General features: G+C 64.2%; 18 protein-coding genes. 10 read left to right on the forward strand and 8 right to left on the reverse strand.

Annotation, left to right across the window (positions count from 1 at the left end; all coding sequences use genetic code 11):
* The first annotated feature begins 271 nt into the window (after window positions 1-271).
* Both gabT and GSQ95_RS16725 read left to right on the forward strand, forming a co-directional pair.
* Window positions 272-1552, forward strand: coding sequence for a 4-aminobutyrate--2-oxoglutarate transaminase (gene gabT / locus GSQ95_RS16720; protein WP_158891761.1), 1281 nt, complete (start codon window positions 272-274; stop codon window positions 1550-1552).
* Window positions 1553-1665: 113 nt separating this feature from the next.
* The gene (locus GSQ95_RS16725) at window positions 1666-2862 is read left to right on the forward strand and encodes an HDOD domain-containing protein (protein ID WP_158891763.1); all 1197 of its coding nucleotides are present in this window, start codon (window positions 1666-1668) and stop codon (window positions 2860-2862) included.
* Here GSQ95_RS16725 and GSQ95_RS16730 read toward each other — a convergent pair.
* The 6 genes from GSQ95_RS16730 to oscA form a co-directional block, all read right to left on the reverse strand.
* Window positions 2859-4409, reverse strand: coding sequence for a methyl-accepting chemotaxis protein (locus GSQ95_RS16730; RefSeq protein ID WP_158891765.1), 1551 nt, complete (start codon window positions 4407-4409; stop codon window positions 2859-2861). The two genes, GSQ95_RS16725 and GSQ95_RS16730, sit on opposite strands and share 4 nt — an antisense overlap.
* Window positions 4410-4552: 143 nt before the next feature.
* Window positions 4553-5521: a sulfate/molybdate ABC transporter ATP-binding protein gene (locus GSQ95_RS16735; RefSeq protein ID WP_158891767.1), complete on the reverse strand. Its 969-nt coding sequence runs from the start codon at window positions 5519-5521 to the stop codon at window positions 4553-4555.
* A gap of 6 nt (window positions 5522-5527) precedes the next feature.
* Entirely contained in the window at window positions 5528-6394 is an 867-nt protein-coding gene (gene cysW, locus GSQ95_RS16740) for a sulfate ABC transporter permease subunit CysW (RefSeq protein ID WP_158891769.1), read from the reverse strand.
* A gap of 10 nt (window positions 6395-6404) precedes the next feature.
* Entirely contained in the window at window positions 6405-7217 is an 813-nt protein-coding gene (gene cysT, locus GSQ95_RS16745) for a sulfate ABC transporter permease subunit CysT (RefSeq protein ID WP_158891771.1), read from the reverse strand.
* 106 nt (window positions 7218-7323) lie between these two features.
* Window positions 7324-8325 (reverse strand): sulfate ABC transporter substrate-binding protein, encoded by a 1002-nt coding sequence (locus tag GSQ95_RS16750; RefSeq protein WP_158891773.1) that lies wholly within the window; start codon window positions 8323-8325, stop codon window positions 7324-7326.
* Window positions 8326-8402: 77 nt separating this feature from the next.
* Entirely contained in the window at window positions 8403-8588 is a 186-nt protein-coding gene (gene oscA, locus GSQ95_RS16755; RefSeq protein WP_133861339.1) for a sulfur starvation response protein OscA, read from the reverse strand.
* A gap of 250 nt (window positions 8589-8838) precedes the next feature.
* Between oscA and desA the strand changes: the two genes are divergently transcribed.
* From desA to GSQ95_RS16770, 3 genes are all read left to right on the forward strand, one after another.
* Window positions 8839-10032 carry a delta-9 fatty acid desaturase DesA gene (gene desA / locus GSQ95_RS16760; RefSeq protein ID WP_158891775.1) on the forward strand — a complete coding sequence of 398 codons (1194 nt, stop codon included), beginning with the start codon at window positions 8839-8841 and terminating at the stop codon, window positions 10030-10032.
* 113 nt (window positions 10033-10145) lie between these two features.
* Complete coding sequence (locus GSQ95_RS16765; RefSeq protein ID WP_158891776.1) at window positions 10146-11123, forward strand: sensor domain-containing diguanylate cyclase; 978 nt, start codon at window positions 10146-10148, stop codon at window positions 11121-11123.
* A 781-nt stretch (window positions 11124-11904) separates the two neighbouring features.
* Window positions 11905-13269, forward strand: a complete 1365-nt coding sequence (locus GSQ95_RS16770) for an OprD family porin (protein ID WP_158891778.1) — start codon at window positions 11905-11907, stop codon at window positions 13267-13269.
* Between the two features lie 60 nt (window positions 13270-13329).
* Here the strand turns inward: GSQ95_RS16770 and aguA are convergent, their stop codons facing one another.
* Complete coding sequence (gene aguA, locus GSQ95_RS16775) at window positions 13330-14427, reverse strand: agmatine deiminase (RefSeq protein WP_158891780.1); 1098 nt, start codon at window positions 14425-14427, stop codon at window positions 13330-13332.
* 142 nt (window positions 14428-14569) lie between these two features.
* Window positions 14570-15946 carry a glutamine synthetase family protein gene (locus tag GSQ95_RS16780; protein ID WP_133861334.1) on the reverse strand — a complete coding sequence of 459 codons (1377 nt, stop codon included), beginning with the start codon at window positions 15944-15946 and terminating at the stop codon, window positions 14570-14572.
* A gap of 406 nt (window positions 15947-16352) precedes the next feature.
* Between GSQ95_RS16780 and GSQ95_RS16785 the strand changes: the two genes are divergently transcribed.
* The 5 genes from GSQ95_RS16785 (at window position 16353) to GSQ95_RS16805 (ending at window position 22286) form a co-directional block, all read left to right on the forward strand.
* Window positions 16353-17102: a gamma-glutamyl-gamma-aminobutyrate hydrolase family protein gene (locus tag GSQ95_RS16785; RefSeq protein ID WP_158891782.1), complete on the forward strand. Its 750-nt coding sequence runs from the start codon at window positions 16353-16355 to the stop codon at window positions 17100-17102.
* A gap of 34 nt (window positions 17103-17136) precedes the next feature.
* Complete coding sequence (locus tag GSQ95_RS16790; RefSeq protein ID WP_133861332.1) at window positions 17137-18495, forward strand: glutamine synthetase family protein; 1359 nt, start codon at window positions 17137-17139, stop codon at window positions 18493-18495.
* A gap of 22 nt (window positions 18496-18517) precedes the next feature.
* Entirely contained in the window at window positions 18518-19876 is a 1359-nt protein-coding gene (locus GSQ95_RS16795; protein ID WP_133861331.1) for an aspartate aminotransferase family protein, read from the forward strand.
* Between the two features lie 105 nt (window positions 19877-19981).
* Window positions 19982-21079, forward strand: a complete 1098-nt coding sequence (locus GSQ95_RS16800) for a polyamine ABC transporter substrate-binding protein (protein WP_158891784.1) — start codon at window positions 19982-19984, stop codon at window positions 21077-21079.
* Between the two features lie 148 nt (window positions 21080-21227).
* On the forward strand, window positions 21228-22286 hold the full coding sequence (locus GSQ95_RS16805; RefSeq protein WP_178118395.1) for a polyamine ABC transporter substrate-binding protein: 1059 nt from the start codon (window positions 21228-21230) through the stop codon (window positions 22284-22286).
* The last annotated feature ends 15 nt before the right edge of the window (window positions 22287-22301 follow it).

Below are 22301 nucleotides of genomic sequence, written 5' to 3' on the forward strand. Positions count from 1 at the left end.
GTACGGCATCGAGGACTACCTGGAGATCAAGTACCTCTGCCTGGGGATCTGATCGCTCTCGTTGGGCTTCGCGACTCAACCCAATCTAAGCTCTCGTAGGTTGGGTTGAGACGGCTTCATAGTCGAAGCCCGACAGCCCTTCAGCCTGACCCAAAGCTTTTCCCGGCGCGGACGCCGGGCCGTTGGCAGTCGATCATCGTATGCTGCCCGGAATCCGGTCCGCGCCTTTCCCGTAGCCGGCCGCCACGATGAGCGGCCATCGAGGACTGCAATGAGCCACACCAATGATTCCCTGATGCACCGCCGCAGCGCCGCCGTCGCCCGTGGCGTCGGCCAGACCCACCCGATCTTCGTCGCCCGTGCGGAGAACGCCAAGGTCTGGGACGTCGAGGGCAATGAATTCCTGGACTTCGCCGGCGGCATCGCCGTGCTCAACACCGGCCACCTGCATCCGCGCGTGGTGGCGGCCGTGCAGGAGCAGCTGACCAAGGTCTCCCACACCTGCTTCCAGGTGCTGGCCTACGAGCCCTATGTCGAGGTCTGCGAAAAGCTCAACGAACTGGTGCCGGGCAACTTCCCGAAAAAGACCGCACTGTTCAACTCCGGCTCCGAAGCCGTGGAGAATGCCGTCAAGATCGCCCGCGCCGCCACCCAGCGTGCCGGCGTCATCGCCTTCTCCAGCGCCTACCACGGCCGCACCATGATGACCCTGTCGCTGACCGGCAAGGTCGCGCCCTATTCGGCCGGCATGGGTCTCATGCCCGGCGGCGTCTATCGCGCGCTCTATCCCTGCGAACTGCATGGCATCAGCGTCGATGACTCCATCGCCAGCGTAGAGCGCATCTTCAAGAACGATGCGGCCCCTGGCGACATCGCGGCCATCATCCTCGAGCCGGTGCAGGGCGAGGGCGGTTTCTATGCCGCGCCGAAGGAGTTCATGCAGCGCCTGCGCAAGTTGTGCGACACCCATGGCATCCTGCTGATCGCCGATGAAGTCCAGTCCGGCGCCGGTCGTACCGGGACCTTCTTCGCCATGGAGCAGATGGGCGTCGACGCCGACCTGGTGACCTTCGCCAAATCCATCGCCGGCGGTTTCCCGCTGTCGGGCGTGACCGGTCGCGCCACGGTGATGGATGCCGTCACCCCCGGTGGCCTGGGCGGCACCTATGCCGGCAGCCCCATCGCCTGCGCCGCGGCCCTGGCGGTGATCGAGACCTTCGAGGAAGAGAAGCTGCTGGACCGCTCCAAGGCCGTGGGTGAACGCCTCACCGCGGGTCTGCGCGAACTGGCCACCAAGCATGTGCAGATCTGCGACGTCCGCGGCCTGGGCGCCATGATCGCTATGGAGCTGGGCAAGGGGGGCGACATCGAGCAACCCGATGCCGAGCTGACCAGCCAGATCGTGGTCCGGGCACGCCAGAAGGGGCTGATCCTGCTCAGCTGCGGCAGCTACGGCAACGTGCTGCGCATCCTCGTGCCCCTGACCGCCAGCGACGAAGAGCTGGATCGCGGCTTGGCCATTATCGGCGAGTGCTTCGCCGAATTGGCCTGAGTCCTAGCCGAACCGCCCTCCTGGAGGGCGGTTTTTTTGTGACACGCTTGGCATAAAGTCCGCTTTGACGCATCATCCGCCGCTTCGCTTTCCTCAAGCAGGAGTGGGTTGGGGTGCCGCCCCTGATACTTATCGTCGACGCCAATCCCTGGACCCGTGACCTGCTCAAGTCACTGGTGCTGGCCGTGTGTGCCGATGCCCTGGTGCATGAATACGGCCATGGCTATCAGGCCCTCGCCGAACTGGATCAGCGCAAGAGATGCGCGCTGATCATCGTCGAGCGACCGGCCGATGGCGATGGACTCGACCTGCTGCGCCGCATCCGCCAGCGCGGCGCCCAGCCGCTGCAGCCGGTGATCCTGCTGTCCGAACAGGCCGACGCCGCCTATGTGCGCGCGGCCCTGCGCCTGGCGCCCACCGCCTATCTGGTCAAACCCTATGCGGCGGAAGAGGTGTTGCGTCGTCTGCGCAGTCTGTTGCCACCCGCGGGAGACGCGTCTCAGGTGGCCAGTGCCGCCGTCCTGGGCTCCCTGGACGATCATCTGCAGCGCATGGCCGCCGAAATCGACGCCGTGCCGCTGTTCGCCGATCTGCCGGCCATCATCGAGCGCTGTCGCGAGAGCGAGAGTTGCAGCCTGGGCGAGCTGGAAACCGAATTCGGCCAGGATCCCCTGGTCACGGCGACCCTGATCGCGGCGGCCAACAGCGCTTCCCAGCGCGTCGGCCAATCCTGCCAGACCCTCAGCCAGGCCCTGCCGCGGCTGGGCGTCGGCTTCACCCTCAATCTGGTCCTGGGTCTGAGTCTGCGGCGGGCGACCCGCCTCGCCGAGCCGCTACTGGCCGGACGCGCCGAGGGCTACCTGCGCCTCGCCCAGCGCGCCGCCGACTGTGCCCGACTGCTGGCGCTGCGCTATGTGCGCGAAGACGCCGAACGCTGCTACACCGCCGGCCTGCTGCATCGCCTGGGCGAACTGGCGGTGCTGCAAGGCGTGCAGCGCTGGTGCGACGGAGGTGGCGTTATCGATGAGGCCGCGCTGGAGCGCGCGCTGCTGAGCTACAGCCTGGAGTTTTCCGCGGAATTGCAGCGGCACTGGCGGCTGCCACTGGAGTTGCGCGAGCTGGTGGCCGCGGTGCACAGCCTGCACGGCGTGCTGCCCAAGCCGTCGCTGATCCTGCACCTGGCGGCGCAGGCGGCGAATCCCGCCCCGGGCGAGTCTCTCGACACCCTGCTGGAGCACAAGGCCGGACGCATGCTCGGTCTGGAGGCCGCGGTCTGGCAACTGGCGGTCACCCAGCTCAAGCTGGGCTAGCGCGCGCTGTCGGGGCGATAGCCCAGGCGCAGTCCACCCCAATGGCGGCCGTTCACCAGGATCGGTACCGAGAGGTCGTGCATCACCTCGCCGGTGTCTCTCATGTAGGTCTGCAACAGCAGGCGGCGCTGATGGCTGCCGCAGCGCTTGCCGGTGCGATCGCTGAAGAGGCGCTTGCTGCGACTGCGCGCCGTATCCACCGCCACGTCGCCGGTGGGTGCCTGGGCGAAGGCGCGGTTGTGGGTGGGCACATAGCCTTCCGGCGTGCAGGCGATGGCGAAGACCAGACCGGGATGCTGGTCCAGCAGCGGCTCCTGGATCGCCGGTAGCACGCCATCGGTATAGCTGTCGAAACGGGTGCGGTACTTGGCCGGCTGACTGCCGGGCACGGGCTGGTACTGGCGGTCGAAGAGGGCGTCCTGGGTGATGCGCCCGGCGGCCAGGTCTTCCTCGAAGCGCCGGCCGATGGCATCCGCGCCCTGGCGCGCCAGTTCGAAGATGCGCTGGTGATAGCTGTCCAGGCCGACCTCGGCCAGGCGTTCGCTGCTGGCTTCGGCCATGTCCACCAGTTCGTCGGCGGCGCCGCTGAGCTGGCTGGTCTGGCGCTCGCTGTCGGCGAGGTCGCGGTGCACCTGCTCCACCGCCTGGGCCAGGCTTTCCAACTGGGCGAGATTGGCCGAGGTGCCCTGGGCGATATCCGCGGCCTGGCGCTCGGCGGTCTGCGCCAGCTGGGCGATCTCCTGCAGGCCTTCGCCGGTGCGCTCGACCTGGCGCACGCCGTCGTCCAGCGCCTGGGCCAGCTGCTGGATCTGCGCCACCACGGCGTCGGTCTGCTGGCTGATGTCGGCGACGATCAGCCCCACCTCGCCGGTCGCGCTGGAGGTCCGCGCCGCCAGGCCCCGGACTTCGTCGGCGACCACCGCGAAGCCGCGCCCGTGTTCCCCGGCGCGTGCGGCCTCGATGGCGGCATTGAGCGCCAGCAGGTTGGTCTGGCTGGCGATACCCTGGATGACCTCGGTGACCTGCTGGATCTTGTCGGTGCGGGCACTCAGGCCGGCGATCAGTTCGCGGCTCTGGCGGGCGTGCTCGCTGAGGGCGCGGATAGCGGCGATTGCCGTATTCAGGGCGTCCTGGCCGGCCTCGCTGCGCTGGTGCACCTGCTGCGCCACCGCCAGGGCCTGGCGGGCGCTGCCGGCGCTGTCGTGCTCGGTCTGGGTGAGGGCAGCGGCGCTGCTGGAGATCTGCGCCGCCGTGCTGGCCTGGGATTGCACCCGGGCCGCCAGTTGCTGGGCGGCAAAGGCCACGCCGGCGATGGCCACGGCGTTGCGCACCGTGCTGCGCGAAAGATCGCTGGTCAGCTCGTCGCAGGACGAGGCGGGCGCGGGCGGCGCTGCGGCCTTGCGCAGCAGCAACAAGGGCCAGAGCGCAGCGGCGAGCACCAGTCCCACGCCGGCGGCCATGGGTAGCGCCAGCCACTGCCAGAGCAGCAGCGTGGCCACGAGGAGGGCCAGGTGAAGCGACAACACGACGGGCCAGCGCCTGGGCATGCGACCTCCTTGTTATTCTGCTCGATCGAGGACGAAGTGTGATGGCTGTCAGCTTCGTCGATCATGGAGCTCGCTTTCCGGAGGTTGCAACCGCTGTCTGGTCCCGGCGGCTACGACTTTGGTCTTAGCCGCCGGCGGCGGACTCAGGGCGTACGCGGCAGGAAATGCAGCGGCGCACCCCGTTGCAGCCCGGCCAGCACCGGGTGGTCCCTGACCAGCTCCACCTCGACCACCTCGGTCTGCTCCGGCACCTTCAGGGTGACCCGGGTGGTAGCGCCCCGCGGCCGGATGTCGCGCACTTCGGCGGCGTGATAACCCGCTCGCGGCTCACGCTCCAGCTCCACCTCGTGCGGACGGAACAGCACCTCCTGCTCGCCCAGGGCCAGGCGGTTGGAGTCACCGAGGAAGTGATAGACGAAGTCGCTCGCCGGCTGTTCGTAGACCTCGGCGGGCGAGCCGACCTGCTCGATCTGGCCCTTGTTCATCACCATGATGCGGTCGGCCACCTCCATGGCTTCTTCCTGATCGTGGGTGACGAACACCGAGGTCAGGTGGATCTCTTCGTGCAGCCGTGCCAGCCAGCGACGCAGCTCCTTGCGCACCTTGGCATCCAGGGCGCCGAAGGGTTCGTCGAGCAGCAGGATCTTGGGCTCTACCGCCAGGGCGCGGGCCAGGGCGATGCGCTGGCGCTGACCGCCGGAGAGTTGCTCGGGATAGCGATCAGCCAGCCAGTCGAGCTGCACCATGTTCAGCAGTTCGTGCACCTTGCTGGCGATCTGCGCCTCGCTCGGCCGCTCGCGGCGCGGCTTCATGCGCAGGCCGAAGGCTACGTTGTCGAACACCGTCATGTGGCGGAACAGCGCGTAATGCTGGAAGACGAAGCCGACGTTGCGATCGCGCACGTCACGCCCGGAGACGTCTTCGCCATGGAAGCCGATATTGCCGGTATCCGGCGCTTCCAGGCCGGCGATGATGCGCAGCAGGGTGGTCTTGCCACAGCCCGAGGGGCCGAGCAGGGCGACCAGCTCGCCACTCTCGATGTGCAGGTTGATGTCCTTGAGCGCCTGGAAGGCGCCAAACCTCTTGTTGATACCCTGGATCTCGATACTCATGGCGCCTTATTCCTCGTCACGGTGCTGCAGTTGGCGGCTCAGGCGACTCTCGCTCCACTGCCGCAGCAGCAGGATCACCAGGGCCATCATCAGCAGCAGGATCGCCACGCTGAAGGCGGCGACGATGTTGTATTCGTTGTAGAGAATCTCGATGTGCAGCGGCAGGGTGTTGGTCAGGCCGCGGATATGGCCGGAGACCACTGACACCGCTCCGAACTCGCCCATGGCCCGCGCGGTGCAGAGCACCACGCCATAGATCAGTGCCCACTTCACGTTGGGCAGGGTCACGTGCCAGAACAGTTGCCAGCCACTGGCGCCCAGCAAGCGCGCCGCTTCTTCTTCCTGAGTACCCTGTTCCTGCATCAGCGGGATCAGTTCGCGGGCCACATAGGGAAAGGTGACGAAGATCGTCGCCAGCACGATGCCGGGCACGGCGAAGACGATCTGTACATCGACGCTCTGCAGGTAAGGACCCATCAGCCCCTGGGCGCCGAACAGCAGCACATAGATGAGACCGGCGATCACCGGCGAGACCGAGAAGGGCAGGTCGATCAGGGTGATCAGCAGACTCTTGCCGGTGAACTCGAACTTGGTGACGCACCAGGCCGCGGCCAGGCCGAAGGCCAGATTCAGGGGCACCGAGATGGCGGTGGCGAACAGCGTCAGCTTGAGCGCCGAGATCGCATCCGGTTCGCTGATGGCGTCCCAGAAGGCGCCGATGCCGTTGGCCAGGCCCTGGCTCAGCACCATGTACAGCGGCAGCACCAGAACCAGCAGGAAGATCAGCCAGGCGCTGGCGATCAGGGCGATGGCCACCGGGGTGCGCTGCTTGCTGGCGCGCGCATCGGCCTTGGTCGAAGTCATGAGGCTCATGCGGTCGTCCTTAGATGTTGGGCTGGATGCGGCGCTGCAGGATGTTGATCAGCAGCAGCATGACAAAGGACACCAGCAGCATGAACACGCCGATGCCGGTGGCACCGGTGTAGTCGTACTGGTCCAGCTTGGAGACGATGAGCAGCGGCAGGATCTCGGTCTTGAACGGGATGTTGCCGGCGATGAACACCACCGAGCCGTACTCGCCCACGCCGCGGGCGAAGGCCAGGGCGAAACCGGTCAGCCAGGCCGGCAGCAGGGTCGGCACCAGCACGTAGCGGAACACCTGCCAGGGGCGCGCGCCCAGGCAGGTGGCGGCTTCCTCGATTTCCTTGGGGATGTCCGCCAGCACCGGCTGCAGGGTGCGCACCACGAAGGGCAGGGTGACGAAGATCAGCGCCAGGGTGATGCCGATCGGGGTATAGGCGATCTTGAAGGGAAACAGCGAACCTATCATGCCGTTGGGCGCATAGAGCGCGGTCAGGGCGATGCCGGCCACCGCGGTGGGCAGGGCGAAGGGCAGGTCGACCATGGCATCGATCAGCTTGCGCCCGGCAAACTCGTAGCGCACCAGCACCCAGGCCAGCAGGGTGCCGAGGATGCCGTTGACCAGGGCGGCGAGCAGGGCCGTGCCAAAGGACAGCTGCAGTGCGGCCAGCACCTGGCGCCCGGTGATCAGTGACCAGAATTGCCCGAGGGTCAGCTGGTTGGCATGGAGGAACATGGCGCCCAGCGGGATCAGCACGATCAGCGCGAGGTAGGTCAGGGAGAATCCCAGGGTCAACCCGAAGCCGGGTATGACCGGGGAGAGACGGCGAGACATGAGACGTCCTTCTGCAAGGCGCCCCGGCGATGCATTCGCCAGGGCGCAGAGGGGTGGCACGATACCTGTTCCGGGCCGGTCAGCGTGAGCCGTCCCGGCTGGGGCGCTATTTGTTGATGTCGGCGAAGATCTTGTCGAACACGCCGCCGTCGGCGAAGTACTTCGGTTGCGCCGCTTTCCAGCCGCCGAATTCCTGGTCGATCGTCACCAGCTTGACCGGCTTGAACTGATCCTTAAATTCCGCTGCCACCTTGGCATCGCGGGGGCGATAGAAATTCTGCGCGGCGATGCGTTGGCCCTCGGGGCTGTACAGATACTGCAGGTAGGCCTCGGCCTGCTTGCGCGTGCCCTTCTTGTCGACCACCTTGTCCACCACGGCCACCGGCGGCTCGGCCAGGATCGACAGCGACGGGGTGACGATCTCCAGCTGGTCGCCGCCTTCTTCCTTCAGGGACAGATAGGCTTCGTTTTCCCAGGCGATCAAAACGTCACCCAGCTGGCGCTGCACGAAGCTGATGGTGGCGCCGCGTGCGCCGGTGTCGAGCACCGGAGCGTGGCGATAGAGTTCGGTAACGAACTTGAGCGCCTCGGCATCGCTGCCGTACTTGGCCTTGGCATAGGCCCAGGCGGCGAGGAAGTTCCAGCGGGCACCGCCGGAGGTCTTGGGATTGGGGGTGATGACCTGGACATCCTTCTTCACCAGGTCGTCCCAGTCCTTGATGCCCTTGGGATTGCCCTTGCGCACCAGGAAGACGATAGTCGAGGTGTAGGGGGTGCTGTTGTCCGCCAGGCGCCTCTGCCAATTCGAGTCGACCAGTTGCTGGTGCAGATTGAGGGCATCGATGTCGCCGGACAGCGCCAGGGTCACCACGTCGGCCTGCAGGCCATCGATCACCGAGCGCGCCTGCTTGCCGGAGCCGCCATGGGAATTCTTGATGGTCACGTCTTCGCCGGTCTCGGTCTTCCAGTGCTTGGCGAAGGCGGCGTTGTACTGCTGGTAGAGCTCACGGGTCGGATCGTAGGACACGTTGAGCAATTCGACGGCGTGGACCTGGGTGGCGAACAGGGCTCCGGCCAGCGCGGCCAGGGCGAAACGGCGAATCGACATGAAAAGGCTCCTTGACGTGGGAAAGCCGGACACCGTCTGGCGGGCACCTTGCCCGCTCGTCCGCTGACCGCGAGAACTCAGGGCTTGTTGGCTTGGCCGGTCTGAGGCCGGAATTTTTCCTTGCGCTCGATCTGCACCACCTGTCCGTTGTGCACGGTGATCTCGATGGCGCCGAATCTCAGTCCGCGCAAAGCCTGCTGGATATCGCGGAGCAGTGCGGTTTCGTCCTGGTTTTCCAGGCTGCGGAACGGAACGGAGCTCATGGGTGGCGTCCTCGGGTACAGCGGTGGGCGGGGAGGTGGCGCCATCTTAGAGGGCTGATCTTTATTTCTTAAAATTGCTAATAATGCTTTGTTTATTCACTTTTAGAATTAGCAGTCTGTGAAGGACACGTTGTGTAGCAAAAGGGAGGGCTGGATTTATCGCCCACCCCGGCAATAATGCGCGAACGCCTGTTCACTGAACTTTCCGTGACAGTTGCACCACACAACCCGCGCGAGGTCCTCTGCGTCCATGAGCTACAACGGCCTGCTTGACCTGTCGGTCTGGCAACTGGTGGTGGTCACCCTGCTGCTGACCCACCTGACCATTGTCAGTGTCACCGTCTACCTGCATCGCTACTCCGCCCACCGTTCGCTGGAGTTGCATCCCGCACTCAGGCACGCCTTCCGTTTCTGGTTGTGGCTGACCACGGCGATGAACACCCGTGAGTGGACCGCCATTCACCGCAAGCACCACGCCAAGTGCGAAACCGAAGAGGATCCGCACAGCCCGGTGCACAAGGGCCTCGCCACCGTGGTGCGGCGCGGCGCCGAGCTGTACAAGGCCGAAGCGAACAACGCCGATACCCTGCGCATCTATGGCAAGAACTGCCCGGATGACTGGATCGAGCGCAAGCTCTACTCCAATCCGCGCACCCGCAATATGGGGGTGGTGCTGTTGCTGCTGATCGACATCGCCCTGTTCGGTGCCCTGGGTCTCACCGTCTGGGCCGTGCAGATGGTCTGGATTCCCTTCTGGGCCGCGGGTGTGGTCAATGGCCTGGGCCATGCCGTGGGCTATCGCAACTTCGAATGCCGCGATGCCGCCACCAACCTCATCCCCTGGGGCATCGTCATCGGTGGCGAAGAGCTGCACAACAACCACCACACCTATCCCAACTCGGCCAAGCTGTCGGTCAAGCGCTGGGAATTCGACATGGGCTGGGCCTGGATCAAGCTGTTCACCTGGCTGCGTCTGGCCAAGGTCAACCGTGTCGCCCCCATCGCCCACCGCATCGAAGGCAAGGGGCAGCTGGACATGGACACTGCCATGGCCATCCTCAACAACCGCTTCCAGATCATGGCCCAGTACCGCCAGCAGGTGATCGGCCCGCTGCTGCGGCAGGAGCGGGGCAGTGCGGCGCCCTCCCAGCGTCCGCTGTTCCGGCGCGCCCGGGGTCTGCTGGCCCGCGAGACCAGTCTGCTCAAGGCTCGCCATCAGGTGCGCATCGACGAACTGCTCGAACACAGTCAGGCGCTGAGGCTGATCTACGAAAAGCGCCTGGCGTTGCAGCAGATCTGGGCGCGGACCAGTGCCAACGGCCACGACATGCTGGCCGCGACCCGGCAGTGGATCGGCGAAGCCGAAGCGAGCGGGATTCAGTCCCTGCGCGAATTCGCCGAACAGCTGAAAACCTATTCCCTGCGGCCGGCCGGAACCGCCTGAGAAAGGCTTCACAAAAGCCCACCGAAGCGGTGGGCTGCTCTATGCGGGGATTGAACCAGCCTGGTTTCAGCTGTCTCTAACTCCCTCAGGACCCCGCGTAGGCGCATGTGTATATGGATGAACAACCCTCTCTGTCTACTCTTCCCACTCCGGAAGAGAATCTGCTGGCTCTCCTGCATTCGCGGGCCGAGACAGATCGCCTGCGTGACCGGGAGCAGCTGTTCAGCGCACTGCTGGAAAGCGTCAACGCGGTGCTCTGGGCCCTGGACTGGCGCACTCGCCAGATCATCTATGTCAGCCCCGCCTACGAACAGATCTTCGGTCGCTCCCAGTCCCTGGTATTGAGTGACTACAGCACCTGGCTCAACAACATCTATCCCGACGATCTGGAGTACGCCCAGCGCACCCTGGAGCAGGTGATCGAGCAGGGCGCCGTGGAGTCACGCGAGTACCGCATCATCCGCGCCGATGGCGAGATCCGCTGGCTCAGCGACAAGTGCTTTGTCAGTCAGCGCAGCGAGGCCGGCATGCCGCTGCTGGTGGTGGGTATCGCCGAAGACATCACCGACAAGAAGCGCATGGAGGAGGAGCTGCAACGGCTCGCCACCACCGATGTCCTGACCCGCAGCAGCAACCGTCGACACTTCTTCGAAAGTGCCCAGCGTGCCTTCGAGTTTGCCCAGAGCGAAGGCGAGCCCCTGGCCTTCCTGCTGCTCGACATCGACGACTTCAAGAAGATCAACGACCGCTTCGGTCACCAGATGGGTGATCAAGTGTTGCAGCGTGTTGCCGAATGCGGCGCCCAGACCACCCGCCGCGGGGATCTGTTCGGCCGTATCGGCGGCGAAGAATTTGCCCTGCTGCTGCCGGGTTGTGACAGTGACCTGGCATTGCAGATCGGCGGGCGCCTGCAGCGTGCCGTGCGGCAGTTGGCGGTACCCAGCGCCCAGGGCCCGCTGAAGGTCACCATCAGTCAGGGCGTCACCGTCTTGCGAGAGGGCGATGAGTCCCTCGACACCCTTTATGTGCGAGCGGACGAGGCCATGTACCGCGCCAAGCGCCAGGGCAAGGACCAAGTCGTCCAGGGTTGAATATCCCTTGCCAGACCGCGCCGAGGGCCGCTCGGGCGGCCTGGTTCGCGGTTCCACCCACCGCTGTCACGTCCTCTTGCTCGGTCTTCCGTCCCCTTGCTTCCTTGTCCATCTGACCCGCAGCCGCTCTCTGCTCCTTGTCCTATTGGCCATCCCTGCTGACGCTGCGGCACCCCGTCGATTAGACGGAAGGTTTCTGCGCGACCGACTGGGCAAGGTTGCCCTCGCAGCAGGGCAGGCGCTGCGTCATACCGAGCGGTAGGCGTCGTCTTCAGGGCATATCGACTAGCAGAGCCGTCGCAAAAAATTACAAGTCCTTGAGGCAGATAGGGGATTCCTTCAGATCCTGCTTTTTTAATGCCGAAATTGGCCGTGTTCGAATACTTGGCCAGAGCCCCAGGAAGCCCGTTCCAGAGCCTCGGGGCGTATTGCTTTGGATGACGTCCTCTCGGGGAAAGGCAAGCCTTGCCATAGGCGTAGGCAGCGCAGGTTCCCTTTGGCCATGACCGAACAGTCAGAGCGGAAGACCACAGGGCGGGTTTTCAACCAGGTAGCGCTAGACGAAATGCTTTTTTGCAATTAGCTTTCGCAACGTGGAAGACGGTGGCAGGGGACCTGTGCTTGAAGTCGCAAGTTAAAAAGTCGACCAGGCCAGGGATAATTCTCCAAATTGAAATAAAAGCCCCCTAGCTTTCCCTTCCGCACGGCCCGTCGGGCATACCACCAGCAGGCGCTGACACCTCTGGTGGCCGCATAACAACGATTCACCCCTGGAGCACTCATGGTCAAGAAGCCACTGGTGGTCGCGGTCTCCGCGGCCTGTCTGAACCTGTCCCTCATTGCTGCGGCTAACGCTGCTGGCTTCATCGAGGACAGCAAAGCAACCCTTAGCCTGCGCAACTTCTATTACAACAGCGACAACCGCAACGAGGCTTCCTACGCTGCACGGAACCCCTCCAAGGTTGAGGAGTGGGGTCAGGGCTTCCTGCTGAACTATCAGTCGGGCTTCACCCAGGGCACCGTCGGCTTCGGCGTTGACGCCATCGGCATGCTGGGCCTGCGCCTGGATGGCAGCGGCCATGCCGGTCGTGGCACCAACTCCAACCAGCCGGGCACCATGTTCCCGCGCGAAACCGACAACAGCTCGGTTGATGAATTCTCCAGCGTTGGCGCTACCGCCAAGATGAAGATCTCCGAAACCGAATTCCGCTACGGCACCCTGTTGCCCAAGCTGCCGGTTGTGGTCTCCAACGACGGTCGTCTGCTGCCGCAGACCTATCAAGGCGCTCAGGTGACGTCCAAGGACATCAAGAACCTGACCCTGACCGGCGGCCAGCTGCAGAGCGCGAAGAATCGTAACTCCACCGACCAAGACCAACTGTCCATCGCTGGCTCCAACAGCGGCGCCACGGCGCGTGACAGCAACAAGTTCAACTTCGTTGGTGCTGATTACAAAGTCACCAAAGACCTGACCCTGCAGTACTACTTCGGTCAGCTGGAAGACTTCTACAACCAGCATTTCCTGGGTCTGACCCATGCGGTCAAGCTGGGCGACGGCACCTTCAAGACCGACCTGCGCTATTTCAACAGCAAGGGTAACGGCGACAACAAGGACGCCGATACCCAAGGTGCCTTCTATGGTTCTACCGGCTACTACGGCGGTACCCGTACCCGTGGTGAAGTGGACAACCGTCTCTACAGCGGCCTGTTCACCTACTCCATCTATGGTCACACCCTGGGCCTGGGCTACCAGAGCACCAGCGGCGACAGCAACTTCCCTTATCTGAACGAGGCGGGTGGTGCTTCGACCTACACCATCACCGACATCCAGATCAACAACTTCACCCGTTCGGGCGAAGACACCTGGCAAGCTCGCTACTCCTATGACTTCGGTCAGCTGGGTGTCAAGGGCCTGACCGCCGGCGTCATCTATCAGCGCGGTGACAACATCCGCACCTCCGCTGGTAGCGATTTCATGGAATGGGAACGCGACCTGACCGTCAGCTACGTGATCCCGGAAGGCCAGCTGAAAGGTCTGGGCTTCACCTGGCGTAACGCCATGCTGCGTACCGACCTGCCGGCCGCTACCCAGCGTGATCAGGACGAAAACCGTCTGATCGTCAGCTACACCCTGCCGCTGCTCTAAGCCGCGCTCAGGTCAGAAAAAAGCCCGTCGCAAGACGGGCTTTTTCGTTTCCGCCGGAAATCAGCGACCAGTCGGCTGCTGCTGGGTGATGCAGTGGATGTTGCCACCGCCGAGCAGGATCTCGCGGCCGGGAACCTGTACCACCTCGAGCTCCGGGAAGCAGGCCTGCAGCGTACGCAGGGCTTCGGCGTCCTCGGGAACGCCGAAGGTCGGGGCGATGATGCCGCCGTTGACGATGAGGAAGTTGACGTAGGAGGCGGCCAGCCGCTCACCGGCTCGGCGTGGCTGGGTGCCGAGGCAGGCATCAACGTCGCGGCATTCGTCTTCGCTGGCGAACAGCGGACCCGGGGTGACGATCCGATGCACCTTGAAGGTGCGGCCGCGGGCATCGGTTTCGCGCTCCAGCACGGCCAGGGCCTCGCGGCAGCGGCCATAGTTGGGGTCGGCCTGATCGTCGCACCAGCTCAGCAGCACCTCGCCCGGTCGTACGTAGCAGCAGAAATTGTCCACGTGGCCGTTGGTTTCGTCGTTGTAGAGACCGTGGGGCAGCCAGATGACCTTGTCCACCGCCAGGTAGTCGCTCAGGTAGCGCTCGATCGCCTCGCGATCCAGATGCGGATTGCGATTGGCGTTGAGCAGGCATTCCTCGGTGGTGATCAGGGTGCCTTCGCCATCGACGTGGATGGAGCCGCCTTCAAGGACGAAGTCCGGGGTGCGATAGCCCGGCAGATTCTCGATCGCGAGGATCTTGCCGGCGACCTGGTCATCGCGCTGCCAGGGGAAGTAGAGGCCGCCATCCAGGCCGCCCCAGGCATTGAAGCTCCAGTCCACGCCGCGCACGCCACCCTGGCCGTCGCTGACAAAGGTCGGGCCGGTATCGCGGCACCAGGCGTCGTCATTGCTGATTTCCACCACCCGGATGTTCGGGTGCTGCAGGCGGGCACGGGCATTTTCGTACTGATTCGCCGAGGCGCCGATGGTCACCGGCTCGAAACGGGCAATGGCCTGGGCGACTGCGCTGAAAGCGGCCTGGGCCGGCTTGCCGCCCAGGCGCCAGTTGTCCGGGCGCTCGGGCCAGACCATCCAGATCTGGCGCTGGTCGGCCCATTCGGCCGGCATGTGGAAGCCGTCGGCACGCGGCGTGGTGAGGGTGGTCATGGCGAAGCTCTCCGTCCAGAGTCGTCGTTGGCTGAGAAGGGGGAAAGGCCGGCAGGGCGCCGCGGGCGTGAACACGCGCAGGACTCCGGCGGTACCGCAGAACAGCTGCCGACCGGTGCGGGACCGGTCGGCCGTCAGGCCCCTACACGGTGTGCAGGTACCAGTTGTACTCGAGGTCGGAGATGGAGTGCTCGAACTCCTCCAGCTCGTGCTCCTTGCAGGCGACGAAGATGTCGATGTACTTCGGATCGATGTACTCCGCCATCACCGAGCTGTCGTCCAGGTAGCGCAAGGCATCGCGCAGGTTGTTCGGCAGGCTCTGCTCGTGCTGTTCGTAGGAGTTGCCCTCGGTGACCGGGCCGGGTTCGATCTGCCGGGTCAGGCCATGGTGCACGCCGGCCAGGACGCCGGCCAACAGCAGGTAGGGGTTGGCGTCGGCGCCGGCTACCCGATGCTCGATGCGGTGCGCCTCCGGTGTACCGGTGGGAACGCGCAGGGCGGTAGTGCGGTTGTCCAGGCCCCAGCTCGGCGCATTGGGCACGAAGAACTGCGAGCCGAAGCGGCGATAGCTGTTCACGTTGGGGCAGAGGAAGGCCATGCAGGCGGGTAGGGTCTCGAGCACACCGCCGATGGCATGACGCAATGCGGCGTTCTGCTCGGGATCCTCGCCAGCGAAGATGTTGCGGCCGTCCTTGTCCAGCAGGGAAATATGGACGTGCAGGCCGTTGCCTGCCTGGCCCGGATAGGGCTTGGCCATGAAGGTGGTGTCCATCTCATGGTCATAGGCGACGTTCTTGATCAGGCGCTTGAGCAGCACGGCGTAGTCGCAGGCCTTGATCGGATCGGCAACGTGATTGAGGTTGACCTCGAATTGCGCCGGAGCCGATTCGGCGACGATGGCGTCGGCCGGAATGCCCTGGGCGCGGGCGCCGTCGATGATGTCCTGCAGGCAGTCCGCATACTCGTCCAGATCGTCCATGGAATAGACCTGGACCGACTGGGGACGCTTGCCGGAAATGGGCGAACGCGGCGGTTGCGGGCGGCCGTTGATGTTCTCCTGATCGATCAGATAGAACTCCAGCTCGAAGGCGGCGCAGACGGTGAGTCCGAGCTCGTCGAAACGCTGGACGACCTGGCGCAGGACCTCGCGGGGATCGGCGAAGAAGGGCTCGCCTTCCATCTCGTGCATGGTCATCAGCAGCTGCGCGGTGGGGCGCTTCTGCCAGGGTTCCATGGAGAGGGTGTCGGTGATGGGAAAGCAGACGCGGTCGGCGTCGCCGATGTCGAGCCCGAGACCGGTGCTTTCGACGGTGGAACCGGTGATGTCGAGGGCGAACAGCGAAGCGGGGAGGTTGATTCCTTTCTCGAAGACTTTGGGCAGATTGGTGCGCTCGATGCGTTTGCCACGCACCACGCCATTCATATCCGCAATCAGAAGATCGACGAACTGGACCTCAGGGTGTTCCCTGAGGAAGTCGGTCGCTTCATCCAAACGAACGGCACGCGGGGGTACCGACATGATGAAACACCTTTGCTTTTGGCTGCGCTCGACAAAACGGTTAGCGCCTGATGCGCCTGTTTGCCCAGTGGGCCAACCGCAGTGAGGGCACGAGTGCCCGCTGTCGATCCGACAGCGACCTGAGAGTACGGTCTCGCCTGCGCTCCGACGCTTTGTCAGCGCCCCTGTTAAAAATATCAATCAGCGGAGTTACCACCCTGGAGTCAATCCGAAAGGCCGACCAAAGTCAACTGGAGGCAACCCTGCTCAGGGGTGGTGCGCAGGTGCCTGTTTTTGGCGCATTCAGCGGGGCGGGAGCGCCTCTGTTTCGCCGCTTCTGTGCAGAATCTCGAAACTTTTTGCCGGTGGTTGTGAAAAATAACGAACAAGACTAGGCTCGGATGATTCCTGTTCAACCCGGTGTCCCATGTCCGCGCTGCCCCTCATAGGTGTCACAGCCTGTACCAGGCAACTAGGCCTGCATCCCTTTCACATCGCTGGCGACAAGTATCTGCGCGCGGTGGTGGAGGGCGCCGAGGGCATGCCACTGGTGATTCCGGCGCTGGCCGATCTCATCGCCACCGAGGCCCTGCTCGAGCGCCTGGACGGTCTGCTGTTTACCGGTTCGCCATCCAACGTCGAGCCCCATCACTACCAGGGTACGCCCAGTGAGCCCGGCACCCTGCACGATGCGGCCCGCGATGCCGTGACCCTGCCGCTGCTGCGCGCCGCCGTGGCGGCCGGGGTGCCGGTGCTAGGCATCTGCCGCGGCTTCCAGGAAATGAACGTGGCCTTTGGTGGCAGCCTGCACCAGAAGGTGCACGAGGTCGGCTCCCTCATGGACCACCGCGAACGCGGCGAGACCCTGGAGGAGCACTATGGCCTGCACCATCCGGTCGAGGTCCAGCCCGGTGGCCTGTTCGAGTCCCTGGAGCTGCCGGCACGCTTCGACGTGAATTCCATCCATGGCCAGGGTATCGATCGCCTGGCACCGGGATTGCGCGCCGAGGCCCTGGCGCCCGACGGCCTGATCGAGGCCGTCTCGGTCCGCGAGGCCCGTGTCTTCGCCTGTGGCGTGCAGTGGCATCCGGAGTGGAAGGTGCGCAGTCACCCGGTCTATCTCGCCTTGTTCAAGGCGTTCGGCGAGGCCTGCAAGGCGCGCGCTGCCGAACGCTGATGCTGTTCACCCCGCTCGAACCTTCGAGGTCTTTATGAGCACCCCGCTTGACCGGCTCACCGCCTGGTTGAAAGAACGCAAGATCACTGAAGTGGAATGCCTGGTCGCTGATCTGACCGGCATCGCCCGCGGCAAGATTTCCCCCACCGCCAAGTTCCTCAACGAAAAGGGCATGCGCCTGCCGGAGAGCGTGCTGCTGCAGAGCGTGACGGGGGACTATGTCGACGACGACATCTACTACGAGTTGCTCGATCCGGCTGACATCGACATGCACTGCCGGCCGGACGATCGCGCGGTGTTCCTGGTGCCCTGGGCACTGGAACCCACTGCCCTGGTGATCCACGACACCTACGACAAGCGCGGCATCCCCATCGAGCTGTCGCCGCGCAACCTGCTCAAGAAGGTGCTCAAGCTCTATGCCGAGCACGGCTGGCAGCCCATCGTCGCGCCGGAAATGGAGTTCTACCTGACCAAGCGCAGCGACGATCCCGACTATCCGCTGCAGCCGCCGGTAGGCCGCTCCGGGCGCCAGGAAACCGGACGCCAGTCCTTTTCCATCGATGCGGCCAACGAATTCGATCCGCTGTTCGAAGACATGTACGACTGGTGCGAGGCCCAGGCACTGGATCTGGATACCCTGATCCACGAGGAAGGCACCGCGCAGATGGAGATCAACTTCCGTCACGGCGATCCGCTGCACCTGGCCGACCAGATCTTCGTCTTCAAGCGCACCCTGCGCGAGGCGGCGCTCAAGCACAACGTCACCGCCACCTTCATGGCCAAGCCCATGACCGGTGAGCCCGGCAGCGCCATGCACCTGCACCAGAGCGTGGTGGACCTTAAGACCGGCAAGACGGTGTTTTCCAACCCCGATGGCAGCATGAGCGAACTCTTCCTGCACCACATCGGTGGCCTGCAGAAATACATTCCCGAGGCGCTGCCGCTGTTCGCGCCCAATGTGAATTCCTTCCGCCGCTTCCTGCCCGACACCTCGGCGCCGGTCAACGTCGAGTGGGGCGAGGAGAACCGCACCGTGGGTCTGCGCGTGCCGGATTCCGATCCGCAGAATCGCCGGGTGGAGAACCGCCTGGCGGGCGCTGATGCCAATCCCTATCTGGCCCTGGCGGCCAGCCTGCTGTGTGGCTATCTGGGCATGATCGAGAATGTCTCGCCCAGCGCCCCGGTACAGGGCCGCGGCTACGAGCGTCGCAACCTGCGCCTGCCGCTGACCCTGGAAGCCGCCCTGGAGCGCATGGAGCAGTCGGCCACCCTGGAGCGTTATCTGGGGAGTCGCTTCACCCGCGGCTACGTCGCGGTGAAGCGCGCCGAGCATGAGAATTACAAGCGCGTGATCAGTTCCTGGGAGCGGGAATTCCTGCTGCTCAGCGTCTGACCGCGATTCAAGGAGAGGCTTCGTGACTACCTTTACCACCGCCCATTGGCAGGACCTGAGTCGCCGGCACCTGCTGGCGCCCTTCACCGATTATCGCCAGCTCAACGAGAAGGGCGCGCGCATCATCACCCGCGCCGAGGGGGTGCACCTCTGGGACAGCGAGGGTCAGCGCATCCTCGACGGCATGGCCGGACTCTGGTGCGTCAACGTCGGCTACGGTCGTGAAGAACTGGTCGAGGCGGCCAGCCGCCAGATGCGCGAACTGCCCTATTACAACCTGTTCTTCCAGACCGCCCATCCGCCCGTACTGGAGCTGGCCAAGGCCATCGCCGAGCTGGCACCGGAGGGCATGAACCACGTGTTCTTCACCGGTTCCGGCTCGGAGGCCAACGACACCGTGCTGCGCCTGGTGCGCCATTACTGGGCAACCAAGGGCCAGCCGGAGAAGCGCGTGGTCATCGGCCGCTGGAATGGTTACCACGGATCGACCCTGGCCGGCGCCAGCCTGGGTGGCATGGCGGCGATGCACGAGCAGGGCGGCCTGCTGCCCGACATCGTGCATATCCCGCAACCCTACTGGTTCGGCGAGGGCGGCGAAATGAGTCCGGAGGAATTCGGCATCTGGGCGGCCGATCAGCTGGAGCGGAAGATCCTGGAGGTCGGCGAGGAGCGCGTCGCCGCCTTTATCGCCGAGCCCATCCAGGGCGCCGGCGGGGTGATCATTCCACCGGAAAGCTACTGGCCTCGGGTCCGTCAGATCCTCGACAAGTACGACATCCTCTTCATCGCCGACGAGGTCATCTGCGGCTTCGGTCGCACCGGCGAATGGTTCGGCAGCCAGTACTACGGCAATGCCCCGGACCTCATGCCCATCGCCAAGGGTCTCACCTCCGGCTATGTGCCCATGGGCGGCGTGGTGGTACGCGACGAAGTGGTCAGGGTGCTCGACGAGGGCGGCGAGTTCTATCACGGCTTCACCTATTCCGGGCATCCGGTGGCCGCGGCCGTGGCCCTGGAAAACATCCGCATCCTGCGCGACGAAGGCATCGTCGACCGGGTTCGCAGCACCACGGCACCCTATTTGCAGAAACGCTGGGCGGAGCTGGCCGACCATCCACTGGTGGGCGAGACCCGGGGGGTCGGCATGGTGGCGGCGCTGGAGCTGGTGCGCGACAAGAAGACGCGGGCGCGGTACGAGGGAGGGGCGGGCATGCTCTGTCGCGAGCACTGCTTCCGCAATGGCCTGGTGATGCGCGCGGTGGGCGATACCATGATCATCGCGCCGCCGCTGGTGATCACGCCGGAGTCCATCGACGAACTGGTCACCCTGGCGCGGCTGAGCCTCGATCAGACCCATGAGCTGCTGCGCCAGCGTGGCTAATGGCCGCCAAGGCTTGAGCCTGGCGGCGGACCTTGCCAGACTGCGCGCGGGCGCTGGCCGCGCGCCGAATCAAAAGACCAACGATGACTTGAGGAGCACCACCGCATGAATGTTTTTGGCAAGACTCTTCTAGCGCTGAGCCTGGCCGGCCTCTTTGCCGGTAACGCCTCGGCGGACCCCAAGGTCCTGCACGTCTACAACTGGAACGACTACATTGCCGAAGACACCATCGCCAACTTCGAGAAGGAGTCGGGGATCAAGGTGGTCTATGACGTCTACGACAGCAACGAGACCCTCGAAGCCAAGCTGCTCGCCGGCCGTTCCGGCTACGACGTGGTGGTGCCGTCCAACTCCTTCCTGGCCAAACAGATCAAGGCCGGCGTCTACCAGCCGCTGGACAAGTCCAAGTTGCCCAATTACAGCAACCTGGATCCGCAGCTGATGAAGACCCTGGAAGTCAGCGATCCGGGCAACCAGTACGCCATCCCCTACCTCTGGGGCACCATCGGCATCGGCTACAACCCGGCCAAGGTCAAGGCCGCCCTGGGCGACAACGCCCCGGTGGATTCCTGGGACCTGATCTTCAAGCCCGAAAACCTTTCCAAGCTCAAGGGCTGCGGCGTGGCCGTGCTGGATTCGCCCACCGAGATCATTCCCGCCGGTCTGCACTACCTCGGCTACAAGCCGGATAGCCAGGATCCCACGGAGATCAAGGCGGCCGAGGAGCTGTTCCTCAAGGTGCGTCCGTACATCACCTACTTCCACAGTTCCAAGTACATCTCGGACCTGGCCAACGGCAACGTCTGCGTGGCGGTCGGCTATTCCGGCGACATCGCCCAGGCCAAGGCCCGCGCGGCCGACGCCAAGAACGGCGTGACCGTGGCCTACAACATTCCCAAGGAAGGTGCCGGCACCTTCTTCGACACCATGGCCATTCCCAAGGATGCCGAGAATCCCGAGGGCGCGCTGAAGTTCATCAACTACATCATGGAGCCCAAGGTGATCGCGGCGGTCAGCGACTACGTGCAGTATCCCAACGGCAACAAGGAGGCGACCCCGCTCGTAGCTGAAGCGATCCGCACCAACCCGGGGATCTATCCGACCCAGGAAACCATGGCCAAGCTGTACGCCTTCCCGGATCTTCCGGCCAAGACCCAGCGTCTGATGACCCGTACCTGGACCACCATCAAGTCCGGCAAGTGAGTTCCGCCGCCGCGTGCGGCTGAAAGAACGGCACGCCGGAGTCACTCCGGCGTGCCGTCCGTCTGTATGGACCGCTGAAAGGGTGTCGCCCTGATGCCCACCATGAAAGGAGCCGCCCGTGCTTTCGTTGCGTAAAACCCTGCTGGCCATGACCACCCTGACCGTCATGGGAACCGCCGTCGCCGAGCCGACGGTACGCGTCTACAACTGGAGCGATTACGTCGGCGAGACCACGCTCGAGGATTTCCAGAAGGCCACCGGCATCACGCCGGTCTATGACGTCTTCGATTCCAACGAAACCCTCGAAGGCAAGCTCCTGGCCGGTCACACCGGCTATGACGTGGTGGTGCCCTCGAGCAACTTCCTGGCCAAGCAGATCAAGGCGGGCGCCTTCCAGAAACTGGACAAGAGCCAGCTGCCGAACTGGCAGAATCTCGATCCGGCGCTGCTCAAGCAGCTGGAAAAGAGCGATCCGGGTAACCAATACGGCGTTCCCTACCTGTGGGGCACCAACGGCATCGGGTACAATGTCGACAAGGTCAAGGCCGCGCTGGGCACCGACAAGCTCGATTCCTGGGCCATCCTGTTCGAACCCGAGAACCTCAAGAAGCTGAGCAAGTGCGGCGTCTCCTTCATGGACTCGCCCGACGAGGTCTATCCGGCAGTCCTGCAATACCTGGGACTCGATCCCAACAGCACCAATCCCGACGACTACAAGAAGGCCGAGGCCCAGCTGCTCAAGGTGCGGCCATACATCACCTATTTCCATTCCTCCAAGTACATCTCGGATCTGGCCAACGGCAACATCTGCGTGGCCTTCGGCTATTCCGGCGATGTCTTTCAGGCGCGTTCGCGTGCCGAGGAAGCGAAGAAGGGCGTCAACATCGGCTACGCGATTCCCAAGGAGGGCGCGAACCTCTGGTTCGACCTCCTGGCCATCCCCAAGAATGCCAAAAACGTGAAGGAGGCCCATACCTTCATCAACTATCTGCTGCAGCCCGAAGTCATCGCCAAGGTCAGTGACTATGTCGGCTACGCCAACCCCAATCCGAAGGCGGGCGAGCTGATGAATGCCGAGCTGCGGCAGGACGAGACGGTCTATCCGCCACAGGCGGTGATGGACAAGCTGTACGTCATGAAGGAACTGCCCCCCCAGATCCTGCGCCTGGAAACCCGCAGCTGGACGCGGGTCAAGTCCGGCAAATAACCAACGCTAAAGCGG

Origin of the sequence: Pseudomonas sp. BAV 4579, assembly GCF_009765395.1 — a bacterium.
Lineage (GTDB): Bacteria > Pseudomonadota > Gammaproteobacteria > Pseudomonadales > Pseudomonadaceae > Chryseomonas > Chryseomonas aestiva.